Raw genomic sequence first — 20492 nt, forward strand, 5'->3', positions numbered from 1 at the left:
CTGTTCCAAGATTAGGAGCGAAAACGCCATGAAGCCCTGGTACAGGTCCGTCCAAGGCCCCGACAGTGTCGTGGCCGAACCTCGTGGAGCACCGGCCGAAGGCGGTGGTGCGTTCGACGGCGGTGCGGGTGCGGTTCCCGGCCTGGTCGGGGACGGCTGCATCGGCGCCCGGTACGCCTACCTGCACGCGGCGCCGGACGACCGCTCCCCCTGACGACGACCTGCTCGCCTCCGGGCAGTGGTCAGGCCCCTGCACGCGTAGCCGGACGGCCAGCAGCTGCGCCGCCCCAAGCACCCGTACGCCGATCGTGGCTACGACCACGAGGCTTACCGGGACAAGGTCCGCCGGTTCCCGATCACCCCGCACAACGCCCGGCGCGGCACCGGGCACGGTGACCGTCCGGCCAGCCTGGCCGGTCATCTGCCGGCCATGTCTGTGTACCGCACTGTGTTGAGATCATGGGCAGGGCGATCGCCAAGGCATGGCCTTCCCGATGTGTCAGAACGTATTCGCAGCAGCACCGGGCCCGCGCCGCCTCACATGCGGGATCTCAGCACGTCGACCTCGCAACCCGGCGCGAACGGGTCGAAACCGTGCTCGCCCAGCCAGCGAACGATCAGCAGGCTTCGCAACGACCACCACGCGCGGATCACGTCGCGGTCGACGTCGGTGCCATAGCCGGCGATGACGTCGTCAAGGTGCTCCTCGTGTCCGAGCGTGAAGGTGGCGAGGTCGAACAGTGCATCACCCTGGCCCGCCTCGGACCAGTCGATGATGCCCGTGACCTCGTCGCCGTCGACGAACACGTGGTCGATCTGCAGGTCGCCGTGCGTGAACACCGGAGTCCACGGCCGGAACGCGGCCTCGGCGACCTCGCGGTTGCAGGTGACCAGGTCCGCGGGCAGGACGCCGTTCGTCACGAGCCGCTCGCACTCGTCGTCGAGTTCCGCCACCAGCGCGATGATGCTCCGGCCGGCCCGGCCGGGCCGGGGCGGCAGTGGCGCATCGTGCAACTTCCGGATGGCGGCACCGGCCGCGGCCCATGCCGTCGGCGACCCGGTCGACGCCCCGCCGAGGCGTCCAAGCGTCGTCCCCGGGAGTGCGGCGATCGCGAGCACGGGCGGCTTGCGCCACAGGACCTCCGGGGTCGGGACAGGCGCCAGGGCCATCGCCTCGACCTCGACGTCGATGCGCGCCTGATCGGCGTCCACCTTCAGGAAAACGTCACCGACGCGCAGGGTCGTGCGCTCGGAGTGGGCGACGACGACTTTGACCTCATCCATGAGCGACCAGTGTCCCCGGGATAATCGTCGACGTCGCCGGGTTTATCGCGTGCGATTGCGCGGCTGACCGCGTCCCGCCCCCCGGCTGGCTGGAGCGGCGTTCAGCGGCCCCACCAAGGCGACTCCAACTCGCTGCATTTCGCGGGTGATTGGTGAAGATCAGGCATCTTGAGATGGTCCCAGGACGCCCTATGTTCCAATCACCGGGTGGAGATGGCGAGCTGACGGGCCGAGTATCGCCCCCTCTCTTTCAGCGTCGGCCATCTGCCGCACAAGAACAAGACTGAAATTTCCAGGCCGAGACCGGGACCATGACACCCATGGCTTCTCCAATCCCGGAAACCGGGACCAGCAGAGAACTGGCCGATCGACTCGCCCACGTACGCTGGATCGCCGGTGGTACGGCTGCCGGAAAGAGCACGCTGACCCGCATACTGGCCGACCAGCACGGCGCCGACGTGTACAACGGCGACCGCGCGGAGCACAGCTGGCTGGCGCGATGCACGCCGCAGCACCATCCTCACTTGTCCGCCATGCGTGGAGTGTCACCAGGCGGGATGTGGGAAGGCCGCACCCCACGGCAAGTGTTCCAAGCGATGGCGAGTCTGCACGGAGAGACGATCGGCTTCGTCATCGAAGACCTGCTCACCATGCCGGCCGATCACATCATCCTGGTGGACTACTTCGGGATCCTGCCCGCCCACCTCGCACCGCTGCTCTACCGGCCCAACCAAGCGGTCTTCCTCCTGCCCACACCCGAGTTCCGGCAGAACGCACTCCGTGCGCGCTACGCGGACCCCGCCCGCGCACGGGCCAACTGGGGCAGCAACGATCCCGAGACCATGCTGGCCATGCGCCTCGCCCGCGATGCCCTCTGGGACGAGGAAGTCCGCAGCCAGGCCGACGGTCACGCCCTCAACATCATCACGGTCGACGGCAGCACTCCCGCCACCGACCTGGCCGGTCAGCTCGCAACGCACTTCGGATTGGGCCGCAGCGCGTAGCCGCCCGACAGACGCTCCCAGAGCGTCGGCCACTCGACCGCCGCCCGACCTGACCAGCCAGCTGCAGCGGCTACCGATTACTGAGACACGCTCCTAGCCGTTGGAGAAGTCGGTGAACTCCTCGTCGGTCAAGGCGATCTCAGAGCCATGGACGCCCCGGCCTCCGTCCCGGAAGTGGGCATGCCCCAGTGCACGGGCGAGGACCCCCGGGGGTGACTCGCTGGGAACATGAAGCTGCCGCAGTCGAGGCCGTGGAAACCGGCAAGCCCTGAACAGCAGCGCAGTACTGTCATCACCGGCGCGGGACTCGATGGCCTTGACGACGACACCTTCGGCCAGGGCGGCGAGCCCGTCAGGCTCCCGCCGGGGGTTCGTGGAGGGTGTGGCCGGTCAACCCGGCGGCGGTCATGGTGAGGTGCCGGCTCAGTACCTCGACCGCAGCGTCGGCGTCACGGGCCAGCGCCGTCTCCTCCAGCCGGCGGTGCTCGCCAACGTGGTCCCGGGCGGGGACGCGGTGCGCCGACCAGCGCCGAGCCAGCTCGCTTGCGATCCACATCCGGTCGAAGGTCTCCAGCAGGACGGGGTTGCCGCAGCCCTCCAGCAGGGTGCGGTGGAAGAGCCGGTGGGCTTCTGACCAGGCGCCGCTGTAGTACTCGCCCTCCTCCTGCACGTAGGCCGGGGTGCGGGCCAGACGGTGGTGGGCGGCTCGCACGCGGGCCTCCCAGTCGAGGTCGCCGCGCTGGATGGACATGCGCAGCACGACCGGTTCGATGGTACGGCGGGCCTCGGCGATCTCCTGCCAGCGGCGGTCGGAGAAGGCAGGGACGGCGAAGCCGCGGTTGGGCAGCCGGTCGGCGAGACCGTCGCCCACCACCCGCACGAGCGCCTCGCGCACGACCGCCAGGCTTACGCCCTGTTCCTTGGCGAGGTCCTGCGGTTTGAGAGGGGCACCCGGGCTGTAGTCCCCGCGCATGATCGCCTCCCGCAGATGTGAGTAGACCTGCTCGGAGAGCATCTGCTTTCCCGAAGAGATCGAGGTGTGGGCCGTCTTGGTCATGGCTCCACCATAGACGATCCAGCGAATAATCGATTATTGATGGTATGGTCGATCAAGCGGCCGATCGAGCGGTCGATGAAGGCGGCGGCGGTGTGTCGACGCCGGTCTGCGGGCCCCTTCGGCCGCATCACCACCCCACAGCAGGCATGAGAGGAACGACGATGAGCGCGAACGACCCCTTCGCCCGCCTCCCCGAGGCGGCCTCCTTCACCGTCACCAGCACCACCGTCACCGACGGCGGCACCTGGTCATCCGCGCAGTTCTCCGGCATCTTCGGCGTCCCCGGCGGGAAGGACGTCTCCCCGCAGCTGTCCTGGAGCGGCGCCCCGGAAGACACCAAGAGCTACGCCGTCACCGTCTACGACCCCGACGCCCCCACGGGGTCCGGGTTCTGGCACTGGGTGGTCGCCGACATCCCCGCCACCGTCACCGAGCTGCCCGAGGGCGCAGGCGACGACACCGGCTCGGGCCTGCCCGACGGAGCCTTCCAACTGCCCAACGACGCCCGCGCCGCCCGCTTCATCGGCGCCGCTCCGCCTGCCGGACATGGCCCGCACCGCTACTTCATCGTGGTGCACGCCCTGGACATCGAGTCCATCGGTGTTGCGGCCGACGCCACGCCGGCCGTCCTCGGCTTCACCATGGCGGGCCACATTCTCGGCCGCGCGGTCCTGACCGCCACCGCCGAAACGCCCGCCTGACGCCCAGCATGTCCCAACTCATCGACACCACGGAGATGTATCTCCGCACCGTCCTGGAGATCGAGGAGGAAGGAGCGGTCCCCCTGCGCGCCCGCATCGTCGAGCGCCTGAACCAGAGCGGACCCACGGTAAGCCAGACCGTTTCCCGCATGGAGCGTGACGGTTTGCTGCACGTCGCCGAAGACCGGCACCTGGAGCTGACGGAGGAGGGCCGACGGATCGCCACGCGAGTAATGCGCAAGCACCGGCTCGCGGAATGCCTTCTCGTCGACGTCATCGGGCTGGAGTGGGAGCAGGTCCACGCGGAGGCCTGCCGCTGGGAGCATGTGATGAGCGAGGCCGTCGAACGCCGACTCCTCGAGCTGCTGCGGCACCCGACGCAGTCGCCTTACGGCAATCCGATCCCGGGCCTGGAGGAGCTTGGTGAGAGGAGCGTCGTGGATCCGTTCCCCGAGGAGAGCACGGTCAGCCTCAGCGACCTTCAGCTCGGCCCGAACGGTGCGAGTGCGGTCGTACGGCGCATCGGAGAGCCGATCCAGACCGACCCCCGACTGCTGTATACCCTGCGGCACGCCGGGGTGCGGCCCGGCGCGGTCGTGAGCGTGGCGTCGTCACCCGGCGGCGTGACGGTCGGCAGCGGCAGGCAGGCCGCCGAACTCCCCACGCGGACCGCCGCGCACATCTTCGTGGCCAAGCACTGAGCCCAGCCGGACTCCGGCCCGTTGCCGGGGCCCAAACCGGCACGAGGATGGTCGTGGACCACGATCGCGGTCGACGACCATCCTCGTTGGCGGTGAGCTCGACCTTGGACATCTTCGGCATTACCAGGGCATTTCTCCGCCCACTGAATACTGCCCCGGCGGCGGACGGTGATATTGCGACAGACCTTGCGACTCTTGGATGTTCACGAGAAATAGCAGCAGGATGGCGGCGGTGACGGCCGACCGGTGCTTTGCGAGCGCCGGGCAGCCATGATTCACTTTCCCGGTGAAGCTTCTGTTGACGGCGAGCGGCGTGCGTAACGCGACGCTGCGGGATGCGCTGCGGGACCTGCTGGGAAAGCCGTTCGGGTCGGCGAACATCGTGTACGTGCCCACGGCATCCGTCGCCGAGCCCGGTGACCACGGGTGGTTGCTCGCGGACATGAGCCGGCTGCACGGTCTCGGCTGGCGGGAGTTCGACATCCTGGAGCTGAACGGCCTGCCTCGGCAGATGGTCCTTGACCGGCTGTCGCACGCCGATGTCGTTTATGTCGGGGGTGGCAGTCACTACCACCTCGCGCGCAGCATCACCAGCAACGGTCTGGCCGACGGCTTCCTGGAAATACTGGAGAGCCGGGTCTATGTGGGGATGAGTGCCGGATCGATGATCTTCAGCCGGAATCTCACCGAACATTCCGCCGACGTCATCGGGGATGCTGCGGACCTGCACGTGCTCGGCGCTACGACGGTGAAGCCTCCCTTTGGTCTCTTCGACTGGTATCTGAAGCCACATCTGTACTCGCCGGACTTCCCGGAGCGGGATGACGCCTGGGCTGATCGCATCGTCGAGCGGGCGGACTTCCCGATCTATTTCGTCGATGACGACACGGCTGTTCGCGTCAGCGACGATAAAGTAGACGTCATCTCCGAAGGTCGGTGGCGGTTTCATCCGTGACTCAACGCGCGATGCGGTGCCTCGGTGCATGTCTCCGGATGGCGCACTGCAAGCAGCAGCGTTCGTCTGCCTGTCTGGTCAGTAGTTAGTGATCTTGAGGCTCGTGGATGTCAGCAGCAGTTCTTGGGGGCGACGATGGAGACGAACCCGGTGAGGGTGGTCACCCCTCGAACAGGCGGGGATGGCGCGAGTCCTGACGCCCCAGGACGGAGCTGACCCGTGTTGCCGTCGCTTCTGCTGCGGGAACCACCGGCACGCCGTTATGTGACCAGACCGTGGAGGCGCCTGCGCAGATGGCCGTGACCACCTTCGGCAGCCCATCACACGAACCTGGGACAGTCACCCTGGCGTGACCCGGTCTCACGCGAGCTCGAACACTCGCAATCGGCCCTGGGGTGTACCGGAAGCGCCTGCACAGTCGTCGCCCCGTTCTTCTGCGCCCTGGAACAGATCCTCTCTCGTGTCAGGGTGCGGGGGAGGAAGCCGGATCAGATCACGCGGAAGAGGTCGGCGGCAGCGTGGACGTCGGTGAGGTCCTCGATGGACCGGAGGTTGTCGCACAGCGCCTGAAGGACCGAGTCGGCTTCGGCGACGCGGGGGGCACCGACGGCCACGCCGAAGACCCGGAAGCCCAACCGGTGCTTTGCGTCGTTCCACCCACGCATCCATTCCTCGGTGACGCCGCAGTCGTCGTCGGTGATCATCACAATGTCGCCGCGTGTGCGGGCGGCGTCGTTGAACTCCTCCTCCAGCAGTTCCCCGGCCGCCGACAGCGGCGTCTGGTAGCTGGTTCCGCCGCCGAGGAAGGTCTCCGCGAAGTCGAGCACCTGGGCGATCTCAGCAGGCTGGTCAGCCGGGAAGCGGAAGACCTGGATCTTGTCAGCGGCGGAGAACAGGATGCCGACGAAGTCACGCCCCGCGTGGCGGGCCTGATCCAGCAACGCCAGGGCGCACGCCTTGGCCCACGCCTCCCGGGTGACTCCGCCGGGCCCTGCCTCGTACATGGAGTGCGAGGTGTCCACGCACGCGATGACGGCTCCCTGGCCGGTGGCCTGCTCTCCCTGGCTGTCGTAGAGCATCAGCTCGCCGGCGGCGTAGCGCACGGCGAACACCGCCCGCAGCTCAGGCAGGCCGAGGCCCGCCAGCTCGGAGGGAATGACGCGGGAGAGGTCGTTGCCCAGCGTGACGCCGACGAGTTCCCCGGTGGCGTTCTCCACCTTGCGGGCGCGCTCACCGTCGGCCATCTGCCGGAAGCGACCGATCAGCTCGGCCCACCGTGCCAGACGGTCGGAGCGCAGCCGCTCGGCGAGCATGGCGCGCTGGTCGAACGGCATCCGCTCCAGCTGGCCGGGAGCAACGCCCCACGCTCGCATCAGCGCGGCCTCCTCCCGCGCGGCCTCGGCGGCCTTCGCCGCCGCGTTCCGCGCGGCGGCACGGACACCGGGGGCCGCCGCCGCGAGGGCCTGCGCGGCGTCCTGGGCGGCCTGCCAGGCAGCGGCCTCGGCCTCGATCGCTCGTTGTACGGTGTCGGCGGCCGGGGCCGGCACGGTGCCGCCCTCGGCGGCGGCCCGCTGGAGCGCCTCGCTCACGGCGCTCGCCGCGCCTTCGGCGTCCTGCTGTGCTTTCTTCGCCTGCTCGGCCTGCCTCAGGGCATCCCGGGAGCGCTCCAGCATCCGGCGCAGAGCGGCGGCCTGGGCGAGTACGGCCATGGCGGCGGCGTAGGGGTCGCCGGCCGTCTCCCGGTGCAGCCCGGCGAACTCCGGTGACTCCACCACTGAGGTGATGACCTGGTGGTTGACCAGCCGGGAGAGGTCCATCTCCTCGTGCTCACGCAACCGCGGCCTGACCTTGTAGGCGGCCAGGAACGCGTCGGTCAGGAGGTCGGTGGCGTATTCGTAGCGTTTGTTCAGCTCCTCGGCCAGATCGCGCAGTCCGGCCGACTGCTCGTAGGTGTCGCGCCATGTGATCCGGTCGAACCGGTCTGCGACCACGGCCGTTGTGTGCCGCTCGGGACCGGCGTCGGGCAGGCCCACCCACTTCCCGGCCCGGCTCGCCAGTTCGTTGAGCTTGCGCGGTGTCCTGTCCGTCCTGCCCATGGTCCTGATCCCCCGGTGTTCAAAGCTGGGCTTGCACCATGCTCGCGTCAACGCCGAGGGCCTCGGTGAGAACGCGGGCGCGGACGGCGCGCTGGCGGCCGGTGACTCGGTCAATGGCGGCGGTCGAGCGGCCGGCGCTCGCCGCCTCCTGGCGCAGCTTCTCCAGCCGCTTCCCCGCAGTGGCGAGCTGGTTGTGGGCCTTTTTGATGACCCACTCGCTCAGTGCCTCGCGGGACTGCCCTGCCATGGCGTCGAGCTGGGCCTCCAGCTCATCGATGGCATCAGCCAGGTCGAGTGCCTCCTTGGCATCGGGGTTGACCAGGTGCAGCACCTCGCGCTCGACGGTGGGGCGTTCGGCGGGCGAGTCCCACAACACGTGAGTCAGCACTGACAGGTCGGTCTCGGCGACCGCCGGGCGGCCGTCGAGGTACGCGGACGCCTGGAGCAGGCCCACCGCCTGCCGCCAGCGGCGGTCGGAGGCGACAAGTTCCTTGCGGCGCAGAGCGGCCCGCAGCGTACACACCGCATCCACGATCACATCGGGGACGTCCACGGCCGGGACGGCTTCGGTCACGGCGTGCTGCAACGCGGCCAGCTCGATGGTGGTCCGTGTCGGTGCCGCCGGGCGGCTGACGGCGGAGCGGACCAGCGCGGCGAAGTTCGAGGGGTCTTCCAGGTACCCGACCTCGATCCGCACCAGCAGCCGGTCGTAGATCGCGGCCGAATCCTCTCCATCGGGTAGTTCGTTGCTCGCCGTGATGGCCCCGATCAGGGGGCAGCGGATCGGCTCGCCGCCGCTCTCGGGGTGGTAGATCCGCTCGTTGAGGTAGCCCAACGTCTCGTTCAGCGCCGCCGTGGAACACTTGAAAATTTCGTCGATGAACGCGACATGCGCGGTCGTGGCGCGGCCCTCGTAGACCTGGCGGTACTCACCCCGGGCCAGCGCGGCCACGTCAATGGGGCCGAACATCCTCGTCGGCGCGGTGAACTTCGACAGGAGGATCTCCCAGTAGGCTGCCCCCTCGATCCTGCCCGTGAGCTCCCGGGCCATCTCGGACTTCGCCGTTCCGGGCGGGCCGAGCACCAACGAATGCTGCCCGGCAAGCAGTGCCACCACCAGCATGCGCACCACATCAGCCCGCTCGTAGAAACGGTCCGACAGCTCGTCGCTGATCGCCCGCAGCCTCTTGGCCGAGCCCTGCGCGTCCTGTAAGTCCAAATTCAACTCCTTTCCTGCATAGCCCCGTTGGGCTGACCGGACGGCCCTCCCACCACAGCTACGACGGAAGTGACAAAGTAGCTCCCCGAGGGCTCGATCGAACACCGCGGCGATCTCCGCGACCGCTCTCCAGGATCTGTGCCAGAACCCGCCGGCACCCATGACTCCGTGCTGTGGCCCGCGGCCACCGTCTCTTCGTCAGCCCACACAACTCACGATGATCAACGGTGGCCGCACCCCTATGATGTCCCCGGTCAGTGCCGGACGAGACAGAACGGGTGTCCTGCCGGATCCGCGAAGATGCGCCAACTCCGCTGTCCGTCACCCGCGTCGAGCAGTGTGGCGCCCCGCTTGAGGACGTCGTCCTGAGCTTGTTCCAGGTCCTTGACCTCCAGGTCGAGGTGGAACTGCTGAGGATGAGCGGAGTCCGGCCACCGAGGCGGCCGATAGTCGTCCACGCGCTGGAAGGCCAGCACGAACCCCCCGTCGGAGTGGAGTGTCGCCCAGCCCTCCCCGAGCGACCACCGCGGATCCGGCTGGTTCACTACGCCGCCGAGAAGCGACTGGTAGAACCGGGACAGCCCAACGACATCGGCACAGTCCAACACAACGCACTGCAGCTTGGCGATCATGAAGGGCAGCGTCTCACGCACCGGATCACGATCTACCGCTGGATGCTGCCGCGTCTGGTGAAGCCCACGCCGCTCGCCTGCAGCAGACGTGCCTGCTTGGCGACTTCCTGGACCAGCAGGTCGTACGGGCCGCCAAGCCGGAGCTCGGGTAGTGGTTCTGCACGACGATCTGCCGCAGCACCTCGGCCTGTGACCCCGGCCGGTAACCCGTTCCGTGCCGGGGGAGGAGTTCAAGCTGGCGGCAGGCGTCGTCGCCGGCGGCGAGGATCCTGGTCTCAGGTCGGGTGGGGTTCTTGTCCAGGCGGACCGGACGGCCGTAGCGGCTCCTCCACTCCTCGTCGACCAGGCCGACCAGAAGGCGCCCGGCCGTGTGGGCGACTTCTTCTAGTGCTGTGACCGCGTACGTTCACCGGGTTGGTGATCCGTGACGCCAGGAGCTGAGCTTCTAAAGTGAGGGGTCACAGATCAGCGGCGGGGTGGGGAGGGCGCATGGCGGGGGTCGAGGTTCCTGGGCCGGAGTCGGACTGGGAAGGCGCGCCGGAGTACCACGGCGGCAATCGAAACCCGGCCTTCCAGGCCAGCATGTGGGAGTACGCGGCGAGCTCCTTCCGGCTGGTTGCCGGCCTGTCGCCGTCACTGGACGTTCTGGCCGCGCGGCTGCGGTTGAACATCGAGCGGGGTTGGGAGGACCTGGGCGCGGTGGATGCGGCGATGTTCCGCATCCAGAAGATCGACTTTGCGCTCAGCCGGCTCGAGGGCAGTCCTTGCCCCGATGTCTTCGTCTGGGTGAGCCGCGCCCAGGCTGACGTCGACGCGGCCCTCGGCCTCTTGCTCGATGCCCTCGGTATCGGCGAAGAAGCCATCACCTTCCGTGGCGACATCGAGACCGGTTTCGTTGACCTGCGGAGCGAACCTCAGACCTGAGACCAACTCATGCTGTTTCACCGACGGGGCGTCCGCCCCATCGGATGCCTTTCTCGCTGCGGATGCGTGCGCGTTCGCGGCGCTGGGCGGCGAGGACGTCGGGGTGGCGGGCGTTGGTGTTCCGCCAGTGGAGGTAGGCGTGCAGGGCCCGGGTCTGGGCCGCGTGGTTGCGGTGGTTGGAGTTGGCGACGGTGAACTGCCGCAAGGGTCCGAAGTGGGCCTCGATCGGGTTGGCCCAGGACGCGTAGGTCGGGGTGAAGCACAGCTCGACCCGGCTTCCTCGCCCAGCGCCGGATGGTCTCGCCCTTGTGGGCGGACAGGTTGTCGAGGATGACGTAGAAGGGAGCGCCGTCTGGGCAGGCCGCGCGGAACGATCGGAGCGCTGCCAGCGTGTTGTTGGCGCCCTTCTTGCGGCGGTTGACGCCCCACAGTGTGTCGTCGCCGACGGAGTAGCAGCCGTGGAAGTACCGCACCCCGTGGGTGCGGTGATAGGTCGCGGGGTGCCGCTCGGGGTGGCCGGCGGGGGCCCAGCTGGTCCCGCAGATCGCCGACGAGCATCGATGCGGCAGCGGACCGCATCCGCTGCCTGCCGGTCCGACAGACCGAGCAGGAACTGCAGGACACACACGGTGGCCGACTGGGCTGGCGAGATGCCGGGGAGCATGCCCGCTGATCGTGCTGGCGCGCCGGGCATAGTGGGGATGCTTGTCGCGACGGCGCTCTCCATGCCTTCCGCAAGCCGTCGGGCTCCGGGTGGTGAAGCCCGCCTCAGGGGTAGCGTCGTGCGACGTCGAGGTCTTCCGGATGAATCGGTGTAGGAACGCGGGGTTAGCTGCCAGCGCCGGTGGACACAAGTTCCTGACGGTTGATGATCTGAAGTCCTGCTTCGGCCCCGGTCGCGCGAAGATGACCGGGGCCGAAACTTCAACGGTGGCTTCGGTCGTGCCTTGTGGGCCGTTCAGCTACCAGGGATTCAGCGGCCGATGTCGTCCAGCTCGGTCAAGTCCTCATGAGAGAGGGAGAGTCCCGCGCCGGCGATGTTCTCGCGCAGGTGCGCTGTCGATGACGTGCCGGGGATGAGCAGGATGTTCGGTGATCGCTGCAGCAGCCAGGCCAGTGACACGGACATCTGTGTCTCCTTCAATCGAGCGGCGACCGCCGAGAGCGCCGAGGACTGAAGCGGGGTAAAGCCCCCGAGGGGGAAGAAGGGCACGTACGCGACGCCTTCGGTGGCGAGCCGGTCGATGAGCTTGTCATCGTGGCGGTGGGCGATGTTGTACATGTTCTGCACGCACACGATCGGCGCGATGCCCTGTGCCTCGGTGACCTGCTCCTCGGTGGCGTTGCTTAGCCCGAGGTGGCGGATCAGGCCCTGTTGCTGGAGTTCCACGAGCGTCTCGAACGCCTCGGCGAGCGAGCCTGGCTGGGGACCTTCGGCGTTGCCGAGTCGCAGGTTGACCAGGTCGAGTACGTCGAGCCGGAGGGACTTGAGGTTGTCGTGGACCTGGCGGCGCAGATCTTCGGGTCGCCGGGCCGTGGGCCAGCCACCCTGTTCGTCGCGGGTCGCACCCACCTTGGTGACGATGTGCAGCGACTCGTGATAGGGGTGCAGTGCCTCACGGATCAACTCATTGGTGACGCGCGGCCCGTAGGCATCGCTCGTGTCGATGTGGGTGATACCGAGGTCGACCGCTTCACGCAGAACAGCCAGGGCAGCCTCGGGATCGGCGGGCGGCCCCATGACCCACGGGCCTGCCAGTTGCATGGCGCCGTAGCCGAACCGGGTGACGGTCAGGTCACCCAGAGTCAAGGTGCCGCCGGGAAGAGAGAGGGAAGGTGTGCTCATCCTGTTGCCTTTCGTCGTGCATGGGGGTGGCGCCTGCTGCCTCCCTGCATCAGCATTGGAGAGAAACTTCCTGTCGGGAAGTAGGCACTTTGGAGTGCGTAACCCACCCATCGGTGAGAGGTGCGATCAGTGACGACGACGAAGGCGGCTCAGAAGAGGGCTCAGGCCAAGGTGGAGTACAACGCGTTCCTGGCAGGGTGCCCCAGCCGGCAGCTGCTCGACCGAATCTCGGACAAGTGGGTCGTCCTGATCCTGTGTGCGCTGGGCGGCGACAACAGCCCTGGCCGGCCCGGTGCAGCACACGCAGACGCTCCGAAGGCGATGCGTTACTCCGAGATCTCTCGTCTTCTGGCCGGCGTCAGCCAGAAGATGCTGACCCAGACGCTACGGTCGCTGGAGCACGATGGTCTGCTCACCCGTACCGTGACGCCAACCGTCCCTGTCACCGTCTCCTACGAGCTGACCGACCTCGGCCTCTCGCTTCATCACATGACGCGCGGGCTCAGAGACTGGGCACAGACACACATGGCCGAGGTCCTCGCAAACCGCGAGAACTACGACGCTCGCACCTCCTGACGACTCACACCCAACCGTCGAACAGCTCTAACTGATCATTTCAGAGTGAGTTTGGCTCACAGGCTTGGCGGTTGGGCTGGTGGGCGGCAGAGTTCTGCGGGTATCGGATGATCTTGTGCCTGATGACCTGTGGGATCGTGTCGCTCCGTTGCTCCCGCCTCGCCCACCGCGGCGTCGGCGGTGTCCAGGCCGGCTGCCGGCGGATGGCCGGGGCAGCAAGCACCATGTGATCACGGACCGGCACGGAACGCCCCTTGCGGTGTCGTTGACCAGCGGAAACCGTCACGGCGTCACCCAGCTCATGCCCCTGCTGGACGCGATAGCCCGCATCCGCGGCCTGGTGGGCAGGCCACGTCACCGACCACGGCGGCTGTTCGCCGACCGCGGCTACGACACGTACCGGCGGCTCCTCCGCGCTCGCGGCATCACGCCAAAGATCGCCCGCAAGGGCACCGCCCACGGATCCGGCCCGGGCAGGACCAGGTGGGTCGTCGAGCGCACCTTCGCCCGGCTCCACCAGTTCAAGCGCCTGCGGATCCGCTACGAGATACGAGCCGACCTCCACCCCGGACTGCTCCAACCCGCCTGCAGCATCATCTGCTTGAGACGACTCCGAACCTCACTCTGAAATGATCAGTAAGACGAGCGTCGGACTGTGGCCGGCGGCCGTTTATTCTGGGATCGTGAGACCGAAAGGCGAGCTGGGGCCGGCGCTACGGGCGGATGCTGCGCGCAACCGCGCTCGGGTACTGCAGGTCGCCCGCGAACAACTGGCCGCCGGTGACGACTCGCTGCAGTTGAACACCATCGCCCGGCTCGCCGGCGTGGGCGTGGGAACCGTGTACCGGCACTTTCCGAACCGTCACGCGCTGTGGGAGGCGCTGTCGGCCGAGCGTTTCCAGGAGCTGGTCGACGAGGCCCAGACAGCAGCTGCCGACGAGGACGCCCTCGCGGGTTTGCACCGCCTGCTGCGATTCGCCCTCATCCACGCGCTGGGGGACACCGGGTTCGCAGCCGTGCTCGCATCGGCCGATGACACCGATGCGCAGACCTCGGCGCTGAAGGCCGAGCTCGACCAGGCCGTTGCGCACTTGCTCGCCCGTGCCCGCCGGATGCGCGCCATCCGGCGCGACGTCGAGGCCGATGACGTGCGCCGCCTGCTCTGTGGCATTGAGCACGCTGTGCGTTCCGGTGACAGTGACCCGACACGCATCGAGGTCTACCTCGACATCCTCCTTGAGGGCCTGCGCCCCCCGCGCTGAGAGCAGCGCACCAACCGGCACGAGAGAGGCATCGGCCGACTCACCTCCGCACCAAACGGATATCCATCCGGTTGTGTTAGCGTGCTCTCGTCGAAGCGGATAGCTATCCGAATTGGGTGGCGGGGGGACGGAGGACAGCCCCATGGAGCAGCGGGCGGTAGTAACGGCGGGGACCGGGGGGATCGGCCTGGAGACCGCTATGGGACTGGCGGAATATGGGCTTGCCGTCACCGTGGTCGGCCGTGACGCCGAGCGTGGCGCCCGCGCGGTCGAGCGGATCGCCGCGGTCGCGACAGGTGGCGGGCCGCGGTTCGTGGCAGCCGACCTTGCATCGCTCGGCAGCGTCCGAGCGCTCGCTGCCCAGCTGGCGGCCGAGGGACCGCTGAAGGTTCTCGTCAACAACGTGGGAGCGATGTTCGCGGAACGGCAGCAGACCGTCGACGGGATCGAGGCGACGTTCGCGGTCAACCACCTCTCGCCCTACCTGCTGACCGAACTGCTCCTCGACCGGCTCCGCGACGGTGGGCCGAGCCGGATCGTGAACGTCACCTCCGCTGCGATCCGGGTTGCCAGGCGCACCTTCGACGCCGTCGAACCGCCGGGCGGCTACTACGCTTTCCACTGGTACGGCCGGGCCAAGCTCGCCAACCTCGCCTACACCCTGGACCTGGCCGAGCGCCTGCGCGGCAGCGGAATCACGGTCTTCGCCGCCGACCCCGGCGGCGCCGCGACCGACATGACCAACGGCACCATGAGCTCACCGGAGATCGTCTCCCCCGCACTGCGCCTGCTGTGGCCGCTGGTCCGGCGGACCTTCGAACGCTCCACCGCCGGGCCCGCGTCCGTGGCCGCCCGGCCGTCCATCGCCGCCGCCACCGACGTGTCACTCGATGGGCAGACCGGCCTGCTCATCGGCCCGGACGCCACTCCCGTCCGCGCCTTCCGCGGGAGCACCGATCCCCGGACGGTCAACGACGTGCTCAGGCTCAGCCGGCAGTTGGCCGCCCTTGGAGGTGGTCGGTGATCGGCGAGCCTGCGTCCGCCCTGAACCCTTGATGACACCGCCGAACGAGTGACCTGGGGTTCGGCGCGTCGTCACCAAGGTGTGCCGAGAGCGCCCGGCTCATCGTCTGGGCCAAGCAAATCCGCTGCCGACATTCGGCCTGGAACTCCAGCCACGCCTCGAGGACTCGCGCTGCCGGCAGGTATGCGGCGGTGCCTCCGCCGGCATTCCGGAGGCAACCGTGCGCACGCAGGCCCGGGGATGCGTACGCCCACGAGTTGGAGGCGACCAGGTGGCCGTCCGGCGGCAGTGTCGCCCGGTTGAGCTGGGACTTGGCGGTTGCCAGTGCCTGCCGGTCGAAGGTGGAGAGGCGGGTGACCGTCGCGTCGACGAAGGCGTCGAGTTCGGCGTCGGGCAGGGTTCGGGTGACCCATCCCCAGCGCTGCTTCAACTCGGCTGCACGACCGCCGGTTCACTCCGCGCCGCCCAGCGCGGTCATCGGGGTGACGCGGGTGGCGCGCCGGGCGGGCAGGAGGCCGGCCAGGGCGGTGAGGACCGCCAAGCCGGCGAAGACCACCAGCAGTTGTCCTGCGGGCAGCCGCAGGGGCGCCTCGGCGAGGGTCACGCGGATGAGCAGCCAGGCGTAGGGGACACCGAGGGCCAGGCCGAGGACACCGCCGAGGACGCCGTAGAGACCGGCTTCCATGGCGATGGTCCGGCGCAGTGCGCCACCGCCGAGTCCCAGAGCGCGCAACAGCCCGAACTCACGGGTGCGTTCGATCGCCGTGAGGCTGGTGGTGGAGGTGACGCCGACGACCGCGATGAGGACGGTCAGCGCGACGAGCCCGAGGGCGGTGGTGAGCAGGAAGCCGACCGACTCCCGGTTGCTGTCCCGGCTTTCCGCCAGGACCTGGAGGGTGACGTCGTCGGGGTCGGGGACATGCGCGCGGACCAGGGTCTCCAGCGCCCGGTGTGCCTCCCCCCGCGCGGCGAGGCCCTCACCGGCGGCGTCGGCGAGGATGCCGCTCGCGTTCGCGGGGGCGCCCAGCCGGTCGAGGTCACGCGGTGCGACGAGGATGTTCGCCTGGAGCGGGCCCTGCCCCGGCAGCGTGGCGGCCACGGTCAGCCGGACGTCGCCGTTGCGACGGGACCGGAGAGTGAAGGTGTCGCCCGCCCGCACCCCGAGGAGTTCCGCCGTGTCGGACGAGACCACCGCCCTGCCCGGCCCCAGGTCGCCGAGGGAGCCGGTGACCGTGTCGATGTCCCGGCCGGAGGGCAGGGCGGTCGGATCCAGGTCCTTCACCTCGAACTCCCGGCCCTCGGCGGTCACCGTGAGGGCGCGGTAGCCGGTGACATGGGTGAGCCGGGGCGAGGCGGCGAACTGCCGGACCGTGGCGGCGTCCCAGCCCCTGGCGTCGGCCGCGACGTCGAAGTCGGCGGGAGCCGTGACCGCGGCGTCGCGTTCCATGTAGCCGCTGAGACAGGCGATGCCGACGAGCGCGCCGGAGACCAGGGCGACACCGAGGGCGACGACCACGGAGACGGCCGCGGCACGGCGCGGTGTGCCGCCGACACCGCTGACGGCCAGTCTGCCGGTGGTTCCCAGCCGGCGCAGCGGCCACCCGGCCACGGTCAGCACGGGACGGACCAGAAGCGGACCCAGAGTGACGAGCGCCAGGAAGGCGAAGCCCGCCGAGGCGACGGTGACCATCATCCCGAAGTCGCGGTCGTAGTCCTTCTGGCCCGGCTGGGGCATGTCGCCCAGGAGCAGGGCGGCGAGCCCTGTGGCCGCGGCCGCGAGGAGGACTCCGGCGCCGAGCCGGACGGGACGGATACGGCGTTCGCCCGAGACGGTGCCGGAGGCCCGCAGTGCCTGCAGCGGTGACACACCGGCCGCCGACAGGGCGGGGGCGAGGACAGCGCCGACCGTCACCACCGCCGTTCCCACGACCACCAGCACCGCGTACGGCACGGCCAAGCCCGGCGCGGACAGTTCCTGTCCCGCGAGGACGCGGGCGGCCCGCGGCGCGAGGTGTCCGGCGGCCAGCGCCGCCGTCACTCCGAGCGTGCCCGCGACGACGCCCACCAGGGCACCCTCGGCGGCGAGCGCGGTGACCAGCCGGCGCTGCGGGGCGCCGATGGCGCGCAGGAGCGCCAACTGCCGCAGCCGCTGCGCGAAGACGATACGGAAGGTCGAGGTGGCGACCAGCGCCGCGGCTCCCACCGCCACGGCCAGGAACACGGAGATCAGCTGGAAGACCTCACGAAGGTCCCCGCCCACGGCCTCGCGTTCCTCCTGGGCCCGCACCGCGCTGCCGGACCTGAGCGTCGCGCCGGGGGACGCCTTGTCGAGCACGGCGCGCACCTGCCGGGACAGCTCGGCCACGGGGACACCGTTACTGGCCCGGATGTCCACCCGCGGATACGCCGTCGACTGCCCGTAGGGCAGCAGGTACGCGTCCGGGGCGTATCCGCCGGCCTGCTGCTCGGCGGTCGCGGTGCTCTTCACCACGCCGGTGACGGTGAAGGTGACCTTGCGGGGCTTCTCCGGGTTCTCGGGGTCGGTGAGCAGCAGGGCGGTGCGGCTGCCGGGGGTGAGCCGCAGTTCCTCGGCGGCCCGGCGGTTGACCGCGATCTCGCGGGCGCCGTCGGGGTAGCCGCCCTTGACGAGCTCGACGCGGGACAGCGGTCCGGAGCCGGGGTCGGAGTTGAGTTCCAGGTAGCTCTCGAACCGCCCGGCGATCAACCCGCCGGCGTCCACACGCCCGACGGCCCCGGCCACACCGGGCAACGCGCGGATCCGTTTCAGCGTGGCAGCGTCGAAGCCGGTCCCCGTGTTCTCGTCGGGCGTCGCGACCAGGCTGACACCCTCGGGTGTGCCGCGGAAGCGGTCGAGGGTGGTGTTCACCGTGATCTGCTGCGCCATGACGGTGGCGAACACCACGAACGCGGCCACCAGGACCGACAGTCCCGTGCTCAGCAGCCGGCCGGGCCGCCGCAGCAGCTCGGCCAGCTGCGATCCCAGGACGCTCGCACGCCACGAGGGGTGCGTGGGGGTGGAGGGGGTCATCCGGCCCTCCCCACGGTCCGCAGTGCCCGGGTGACATCGGCACCGGACGCCGCGTCGACGTCGTCGACCAGGCGTCCGTCGGCGAGGACGAGCACCCGGTCGGCGTAGGCGGCGGCGCGAGGGTCGTGCGTCACCATGACCACCGTCTGGCCGAGGTCGCGCACGGAGCGGCGCAGGAACTCGAGGACCTCCGTGCCCGCCCGCGAGTCCAGGTTGCCGGTGGGCTCGTCGGCGAAGACCACGGCGGGCCGGGCCACCAGGGCCCGGGCCAGCGCCACGCGCTGCTGCTGGCCCCCGGACAGCTCACCGGGCCGGTGCGACATCCGGTCGCCGATGCCCAGCACGCCGACGATGTGGTCGAGCAGATCGTGGTCCAGGTGCCGGCCGGACATGGTGACCGGCAGCGCGATGTTCTCCAGAGCGGTCAGCTGGGGCAGCAGGTTGAACGACTGGAAGACGAAGCCGACCTTGTCCCGCCGTACGCGGGTCAGCGCCCGGTCGGACAGATCGGTCAACTCCGTGCCGTCCAGCAGCACCTGCCCCGAGGTGGCCGAGTCGAGCCCGGCCAGGCAGTGCATCAGCGTCGACTTGCCCGAGCCCGACGGGCCCGCGATCGCCGTGAATTGCGCGCGGGCAAAACCGACCGTCACCCTGTCCAGGGCCCTGATCGGTGTATCGCCCTGCTGATAGACCTTGACCAGATCAACGGCGGCGGCGATGTTCTCAGGACGGGCCGCGAGCTTTTCCGATCCCTGCGTCATAGCCATGAGGCTCAATTCCTTTTTCTGCAGGGGGTCAGGAGGCAATCGGAGGGAATACGAGCTTGACGTCGGCGTCCGCGCAGTGGCCGTTGGCCTCGTCCTCCATCTGCTGCAGTCGCTTGTTCGAGGGCGTGCCCTCGCCCTTCGCGTGGAGGACCGCCAAGCCGTTGTAGTTCGAGACGCCGGCGCCGAGGTATCCGTCCTCGAGCTGCGACCTGAGCCGCTGCTCGTTCTTCACCCACTTCTCGATGGCTGCCTTGTCACGGGGGATCTGCCGCGAGGAGTCGACGAGTTCCTGCGCCAGCATGCAGTCGGTCCTGGACGCCTGGCTGGGCTTGTCGCGCTCGTGCCACCAGTATCCGGCCGCGGCCGCGATCACCGCGGAAAGGGCCAGCGCGACAGCGCCCAAAACAATGGCCTTGTTCTTGCGCGGGCGGGCAACAGCATTCATCACGGCCTCCGAGGAATTCTTCCGACGGTGTTCGTCGACCTTTCGTCGATCAACACGGTTGATTCTCGAAGACCTGGCGTCGCGGCACATCGGTTCAGAACCTGATGTTCACGCGGCGACTCTGCGACCGGCAGGGGACGGTGGGTCTACGACCGCAGTCGTATTCGGCGGTCAGTCGGCGGGGCTGACGAGGCCGGAGTCGTAGGCGAAGATGACGGCCTGCACCCGGTCCCGCAGGTCCAGCTTGGTCAGGATCTTGCCCAGGTGGGTCTTCACGGTCGCCTCCGCGATGAACAGACGGGACGCGATCTCGGTGTTGGACAGGCCCTCGGCGACCAGCTCCAGCACCTCTCGTTCACGTGTGGTCAACTGGTCCAGCCGCTCGTCGTGGCGGGCCGAAGGCGCCAGTTTGCCCGCGAACCGGTCCAGGAGCTGACGGGTGACGCGCGGGGCCACGACGGACTCACCGGCCGCGACGACACGGATCGCCGTCACGACGTCCTCGGGCGGGGTGTTCTTCAGCAGGAAGCCGCTCGCTCCGGCCTGCAGCGCGGCGAAGGCGTCCTCGTCGGTGTCGAACGTGGTGAGCACCAGCACCCGGGGCGCCGAGGCGAGCCCGCTCAGTCGCCGGGTCGCCTCCACCCCGTCCATGACGGGCATCCGGATGTCCATGATGACGACGTCGGCCGCGGTGCCCGCCAGCAACTTCAGCGCGTCCGCGCCGTTCTCCGCCTCGCCGACGACCTCGATGTCGCTCTGCGCCGCCAGCACCATCGCGAACCCGGCCCGGATCAACGGCTGGTCGTCCACCACGACGACACGGATCGGCCCGCCGGAGCCGTTCATGCCGTCAGCGGCGCGGTCACTGGCTGGGGCAGCGGCTCGGTCAGTGGCACCGTCACGTGCTGCGCCATTCGCTCCGCCGGTTGCCCCGTAAGCCATCCGGCCAT

The 20492-nt window shown here is 69.1% G+C and carries 20 protein-coding genes and 2 pseudogenes; 10 read left to right on the plus strand and 12 right to left on the minus strand.

Features of this window, described 5'->3' with window-relative positions:
- The first annotated feature begins 28 nt into the window (after positions 1–28).
- Positions 29–214 (plus strand): hypothetical protein, encoded by a 186-nt coding sequence (locus ACIBVL_RS24975; protein ID WP_399099921.1) that lies wholly within the window; start codon positions 29–31, stop codon positions 212–214.
- Between the two features lie 323 nt (positions 215–537).
- On the opposite strand, the gene ACIBVL_RS24980 is transcribed toward ACIBVL_RS24975, so the two are convergent.
- Entirely contained in the window at positions 538–1284 is a 747-nt protein-coding gene (locus ACIBVL_RS24980; protein ID WP_399099923.1) for a phosphotransferase family protein, read from the minus strand.
- A gap of 320 nt (positions 1285–1604) precedes the next feature.
- On the opposite strand from ACIBVL_RS24980, the gene ACIBVL_RS24985 reads away from it, so the two are divergent.
- Entirely contained in the window at positions 1605–2288 is a 684-nt protein-coding gene (locus ACIBVL_RS24985) for a hypothetical protein (protein WP_399099925.1), read from the plus strand.
- Between the two features lie 352 nt (positions 2289–2640).
- Here ACIBVL_RS24985 and ACIBVL_RS24990 read toward each other — a convergent pair whose 3' ends face one another.
- Positions 2641–3345: a GntR family transcriptional regulator gene (locus ACIBVL_RS24990; RefSeq protein WP_399099927.1), complete on the minus strand. Its 705-nt coding sequence runs from the start codon at positions 3343–3345 to the stop codon at positions 2641–2643.
- A gap of 161 nt (positions 3346–3506) precedes the next feature.
- Here ACIBVL_RS24990 and ACIBVL_RS24995 point away from each other — a divergent pair, with 161 nt between their 5' ends.
- The 3 genes from ACIBVL_RS24995 (at position 3507) to ACIBVL_RS25005 (ending at position 5702) form a co-directional block, all read left to right on the plus strand.
- Positions 3507–4046, plus strand: coding sequence for a YbhB/YbcL family Raf kinase inhibitor-like protein (locus ACIBVL_RS24995; protein ID WP_399099929.1), 540 nt, complete (start codon positions 3507–3509; stop codon positions 4044–4046).
- An 8-nt stretch (positions 4047–4054) separates the two neighbouring features.
- Positions 4055–4747, plus strand: a complete 693-nt coding sequence (locus tag ACIBVL_RS25000) for a metal-dependent transcriptional regulator (protein WP_399099931.1) — start codon at positions 4055–4057, stop codon at positions 4745–4747.
- A 286-nt stretch (positions 4748–5033) separates the two neighbouring features.
- Entirely contained in the window at positions 5034–5702 is a 669-nt protein-coding gene (locus ACIBVL_RS25005; protein ID WP_399099933.1) for a Type 1 glutamine amidotransferase-like domain-containing protein, read from the plus strand.
- Positions 5703–6190: 488 nt separating this feature from the next.
- Here ACIBVL_RS25005 and ACIBVL_RS25010 read toward each other — a convergent pair whose 3' ends face one another.
- The 3 genes from ACIBVL_RS25010 to ACIBVL_RS25020 all read right to left on the minus strand — a co-directional run bounded on the left by ACIBVL_RS25010 (position 6191) and on the right by ACIBVL_RS25020 (position 9649).
- Positions 6191–7798 carry a vWA domain-containing protein gene (locus ACIBVL_RS25010; RefSeq protein WP_399099935.1) on the minus strand — a complete coding sequence of 536 codons (1608 nt, stop codon included), beginning with the start codon at positions 7796–7798 and terminating at the stop codon, positions 6191–6193.
- A gap of 19 nt (positions 7799–7817) precedes the next feature.
- The gene (locus ACIBVL_RS25015; protein ID WP_399099937.1) at positions 7818–9017 is read right to left on the minus strand and encodes an AAA family ATPase; all 1200 of its coding nucleotides are present in this window, start codon (positions 9015–9017) and stop codon (positions 7818–7820) included.
- A gap of 254 nt (positions 9018–9271) precedes the next feature.
- Positions 9272–9649, minus strand: a complete 378-nt coding sequence (locus tag ACIBVL_RS25020) for a VOC family protein (RefSeq protein ID WP_399100399.1) — start codon at positions 9647–9649, stop codon at positions 9272–9274.
- A 489-nt stretch (positions 9650–10138) separates the two neighbouring features.
- On the opposite strand from ACIBVL_RS25020, the gene ACIBVL_RS25025 reads away from it, so the two are divergent.
- Positions 10139–10573 carry a hypothetical protein gene (locus tag ACIBVL_RS25025; protein ID WP_399099939.1) on the plus strand — a complete coding sequence of 145 codons (435 nt, stop codon included), beginning with the start codon at positions 10139–10141 and terminating at the stop codon, positions 10571–10573.
- Positions 10574–10580: 7 nt separating this feature from the next.
- On the opposite strand, the pseudogene ACIBVL_RS25030 reads toward ACIBVL_RS25025, so the two are convergent.
- The 3 genes and pseudogenes from ACIBVL_RS25030 to ACIBVL_RS25040 all read right to left on the minus strand — a co-directional run.
- A pseudogene (locus ACIBVL_RS25030) lies at positions 10581–11148 on the minus strand (transposase); the annotation flags it as partial.
- Positions 11130–11231 (minus strand): annotated as a pseudogene (locus ACIBVL_RS25035) (transposase); the annotation flags it as partial. The pseudogenes ACIBVL_RS25030 and ACIBVL_RS25035, both read right to left, overlap by 19 nt.
- A gap of 315 nt (positions 11232–11546) precedes the next feature.
- Positions 11547–12419, minus strand: a complete 873-nt coding sequence (locus ACIBVL_RS25040; RefSeq protein ID WP_399099942.1) for an aldo/keto reductase family oxidoreductase — start codon at positions 12417–12419, stop codon at positions 11547–11549.
- 129 nt (positions 12420–12548) lie between these two features.
- Here ACIBVL_RS25040 and ACIBVL_RS25045 point away from each other — a divergent pair, with 129 nt between their 5' ends.
- The 4 genes from ACIBVL_RS25045 (at position 12549) to ACIBVL_RS25060 (ending at position 15281) form a co-directional block, all read left to right on the plus strand.
- The gene (locus ACIBVL_RS25045; protein WP_399099944.1) at positions 12549–12995 is read left to right on the plus strand and encodes a winged helix-turn-helix transcriptional regulator; all 447 of its coding nucleotides are present in this window, start codon (positions 12549–12551) and stop codon (positions 12993–12995) included.
- A gap of 94 nt (positions 12996–13089) precedes the next feature.
- Positions 13090–13623, plus strand: coding sequence for a transposase (locus ACIBVL_RS25050; RefSeq protein WP_399100401.1), 534 nt, complete (start codon positions 13090–13092; stop codon positions 13621–13623).
- 55 nt (positions 13624–13678) lie between these two features.
- Positions 13679–14257 (plus strand): TetR/AcrR family transcriptional regulator, encoded by a 579-nt coding sequence (locus ACIBVL_RS25055; protein WP_399099946.1) that lies wholly within the window; start codon positions 13679–13681, stop codon positions 14255–14257.
- A gap of 142 nt (positions 14258–14399) precedes the next feature.
- The gene (locus ACIBVL_RS25060) at positions 14400–15281 is read left to right on the plus strand and encodes an SDR family NAD(P)-dependent oxidoreductase (protein WP_399099948.1); all 882 of its coding nucleotides are present in this window, start codon (positions 14400–14402) and stop codon (positions 15279–15281) included.
- 451 nt (positions 15282–15732) lie between these two features.
- Here ACIBVL_RS25060 and ACIBVL_RS25065 read toward each other — a convergent pair whose 3' ends face one another.
- The 4 genes from ACIBVL_RS25065 to ACIBVL_RS25080 form a co-directional block, all read right to left on the minus strand.
- Positions 15733–18330, minus strand: a complete 2598-nt coding sequence (locus ACIBVL_RS25065) for an FtsX-like permease family protein (protein WP_399099950.1) — start codon at positions 18328–18330, stop codon at positions 15733–15735.
- Positions 18327–19091: an ABC transporter ATP-binding protein gene (locus ACIBVL_RS25070; protein WP_399100403.1), complete on the minus strand. Its 765-nt coding sequence runs from the start codon at positions 19089–19091 to the stop codon at positions 18327–18329. Before ACIBVL_RS25070 ends, ACIBVL_RS25065 begins: the two co-directional genes overlap by 4 nt.
- A 34-nt stretch (positions 19092–19125) precedes the next feature.
- On the minus strand, positions 19126–19542 hold the full coding sequence (locus ACIBVL_RS25075) for a hypothetical protein (RefSeq protein ID WP_399099952.1): 417 nt from the start codon (positions 19540–19542) through the stop codon (positions 19126–19128).
- Positions 19543–19713: 171 nt separating this feature from the next.
- A complete protein-coding gene (locus ACIBVL_RS25080) occupies positions 19714–20388 on the minus strand; it encodes a response regulator (protein ID WP_399099954.1) in 675 nt (224 codons plus the stop codon).
- Positions 20389–20492: the final 104 nt, after the last annotated feature.

The sequence above is a fragment of the Streptomyces sp. NPDC049687 genome (assembly GCF_044465285.1).
In the GTDB taxonomy this organism is placed as follows: Bacteria; Actinomycetota; Actinomycetes; order Streptomycetales; family Streptomycetaceae; genus Streptomyces.

Coding starts and splice junctions, on each gene's coding strand:
- ACIBVL_RS24975 (WP_399099921.1), top strand. CDS start 29: ATGAAGCCCTGGTACAGGTCCGTCCAAGGCCCCGACAGTGTCGTGGCC.
- ACIBVL_RS24980 (WP_399099923.1), bottom strand. CDS start 1,284: ATGGATGAGGTCAAAGTCGTCGTCGCCCACTCCGAGCGCACGACCCTG.
- ACIBVL_RS24985 (WP_399099925.1), top strand. CDS start 1,605: ATGGCTTCTCCAATCCCGGAAACCGGGACCAGCAGAGAACTGGCCGAT.
- ACIBVL_RS24990 (WP_399099927.1), bottom strand. CDS start 3,345: ATGACCAAGACGGCCCACACCTCGATCTCTTCGGGAAAGCAGATGCTC.
- ACIBVL_RS24995 (WP_399099929.1), top strand. CDS start 3,507: ATGAGCGCGAACGACCCCTTCGCCCGCCTCCCCGAGGCGGCCTCCTTC.
- ACIBVL_RS25000 (WP_399099931.1), top strand. CDS start 4,055: ATGTCCCAACTCATCGACACCACGGAGATGTATCTCCGCACCGTCCTG.
- ACIBVL_RS25010 (WP_399099935.1), bottom strand. CDS start 7,798: ATGGGCAGGACGGACAGGACACCGCGCAAGCTCAACGAACTGGCGAGC.
- ACIBVL_RS25020 (WP_399100399.1), bottom strand. CDS start 9,649: ATGATCGCCAAGCTGCAGTGCGTTGTGTTGGACTGTGCCGATGTCGTT.
- ACIBVL_RS25025 (WP_399099939.1), top strand. CDS start 10,139: ATGGCGGGGGTCGAGGTTCCTGGGCCGGAGTCGGACTGGGAAGGCGCG.
- ACIBVL_RS25040 (WP_399099942.1), bottom strand. CDS start 12,419: ATGAGCACACCTTCCCTCTCTCTTCCCGGCGGCACCTTGACTCTGGGT.
- ACIBVL_RS25060 (WP_399099948.1), top strand. CDS start 14,400: ATGGAGCAGCGGGCGGTAGTAACGGCGGGGACCGGGGGGATCGGCCTG.
- ACIBVL_RS25065 (WP_399099950.1), bottom strand. CDS start 18,330: ATGACCCCCTCCACCCCCACGCACCCCTCGTGGCGTGCGAGCGTCCTG.
- ACIBVL_RS25070 (WP_399100403.1), bottom strand. CDS start 19,091: ATGACGCAGGGATCGGAAAAGCTCGCGGCCCGTCCTGAGAACATCGCC.
- ACIBVL_RS25075 (WP_399099952.1), bottom strand. CDS start 19,542: ATGAATGCTGTTGCCCGCCCGCGCAAGAACAAGGCCATTGTTTTGGGC.
- ACIBVL_RS25080 (WP_399099954.1), bottom strand. CDS start 20,388: ATGAACGGCTCCGGCGGGCCGATCCGTGTCGTCGTGGTGGACGACCAG.